Origin of the sequence: Pseudomonas amygdali (assembly GCF_002699855.1) — a bacterium.
GTDB lineage: Bacteria > Pseudomonadota > Gammaproteobacteria > Pseudomonadales > Pseudomonadaceae > Aquipseudomonas > Aquipseudomonas amygdali.
This window is the reverse complement of the sequence record NZ_LKBW01000173.1, coordinates 1-1,896: the sequence shown is the minus strand read 5'-3', so window position 1 is coordinate 1,896 and position 1,896 is coordinate 1. Positions and strand designations below refer to the sequence as shown.

The window sequence follows — 1,896 nt, the reverse complement described above, 5'->3', positions numbered from 1 at the left end:
CAGGATGCAGGCCGCCAAGGCAGCGTAAGTGGATAATTGTCCAACCTTCGGGGGGCATACCAGGTTCGAGTGGCTCTCTGCGTGCCACCAACAAGGTCATATTAGGCCCATATGGGCCTAAATGCAAGATAATTATTAATTAATATTTGGTAATTACTAAAATAGCAGGTCTGAGCCTGGTAATGCACAACATTAGGTTCACTTTTCCAGCGGGCATAAAAAAGACCCCTTCGCTCTGTGCAAGCGAGGGGGCCTTTTGATCACATGGCGAAGCCTAGCGCTTTTTCAAACACTCGAGTTCAACCTCAGTCAGTTGTTCACGGTGTATGTAATAGCCTTCGACCGGTGGAGGCTCATGTAGCTTTCGACCACCTTCCCCAGGAAAAATCGCAGCTATCAGCCCCACAACTGCGGTTTGGCCTTTTGCATCAGGAGATTTTAGAGCCCAAGCTGCCACTTGATAGAGAATCGGAGGATCGTTCGGTCTAACGCCGTCGTGCCGAAAAAACCAATCGTGAGTAGGCGTAATTTGCGTATAAGTCATGTGAGTTTCCTTTTCGTGTCTACGTCAACGAGCGTATGGCATACCGTATCTACGGAGCAACCTTGTTAACTTGGTCACTTAGCTTTTACGACCCACAACTGATCGAGGCGCGTCGTGTAACTCTGGCTCATCTGCTCACGCCGCATGCCCCAATCCGGAGTAACCGGTACTGATCCTGTACGCAGCGTTCCACGTCACCACTTGCCGTTGATTGAATCCAAAGCAGCCATCAGTCGATCCGAACTCGCCGGCTGATTGGTCATGAAAAGGTCATCGGTAAATTCACCTGGTTGGCAGATATCCATCAGAAGCACTTCTGCTTTGCTGTACCTAAAACCTGGTCGAAATATCCGCGAAACAGCCTCCGTCGCGTATTGGGTCATCACCCTCACATCGTTGGTGGGGTAGGGCAGCTGGACCAGTGCCCCATTCGCATACTTGGCCTCGTCAGGATTGAACATGCCAGTGCGGATACTCACCCTGATCTTTTTACACACGGAGCCCTGGGCGCGTAGTTTTTCAGACGCACGCATCATGTAGGTGGCCACCGCCTCCTTGATCGGCCCCAGCTCGGTCAATCGCTTGCCGAACATTCTGCTGCAACAAATCTCCTGGCGTGGGGGTTCGACTTCGTCCAGCTCCAGGCACGCGGTACCCGCAAGCTCGCGTGCAGTTTTCTCGATCACAACGCTGAACGTTTTGCGCAGCATCCAGGGATCTGCCATAGCGAGGTCCTTGGCCGACAGGATCTGCATGCCCTCTAGGTGCGCTTTCATTTTTCGACCGATGCCCCAGACCTCACCGACAGAGGTATTGCGCAACACCCAATCGCGTTTTACAGGGTCGCAAATGTCCACGACCCCGCCGGTATGCGCCTGGATACGCTTAGCTGTGTGGTTGGCCAACTTTGCAAGGGTCTTGGTCGGTGCAATCCCCACACCCACCGGAATGCCGGTACAACGGTAGACCTTGGATCTAATCGATCTTCCTAACTCGGTCAAATTGCCAGGCATACCGGTCAGGTCTGCGAACGCCTCATCAATGCTGTAAACCTCAACGGCAGGGACCATGGATTCTATGATGGCCATCACGCGCTGACTCAGGTCGCCATTTATGTGGAATAGAAAGTCAACACAATGATGTGCCCCTTAGCTCACCGTCTCTGGCTGGCTTGATCAGTGGGATGACCATCATTCATGGAACCACGGTAGCTTAGCTGACCACTCAAGGACGTTTAATCCAGAAGCCTTCCTAAGCATTAAGGAAATCCTGAAAAAGACTTCCTGATTTGGCAAAATCTCCGGGCACCAATCGCCGAGCTTTTCGATGATGAATCAAATGACCTTCGCCGA

Annotated in this window: 1 protein-coding gene and 1 pseudogene; both read right to left on the bottom strand. The window is 52.1% G+C overall.

The genetic code is table 11. The annotated features are described in order from the left end of the window. Nucleotides 1-274: 274 nt before the first annotated feature. On the bottom strand, nucleotides 275-544 hold the full coding sequence (locus AO277_RS13125) for a hypothetical protein (RefSeq protein WP_031597914.1): 270 nt from the start codon (nucleotides 542-544) through the stop codon (nucleotides 275-277). Between the two features lie 74 nt (nucleotides 545-618). Then, nucleotides 619-1,653 (bottom strand): annotated as a pseudogene (locus AO277_RS29125) (Y-family DNA polymerase); the annotation flags it as partial. Between the last annotated feature and the right edge of the window lie 243 nt (nucleotides 1,654-1,896).

Bases quoted from the DNA above. Each gene is read 5' to 3' on its own strand.
- AO277_RS13125 (WP_031597914.1), bottom strand. From the start codon at position 544: ATGACTTATACGCAAATTACGCCTACTCACGATTGGTTTTTTCGGCAC.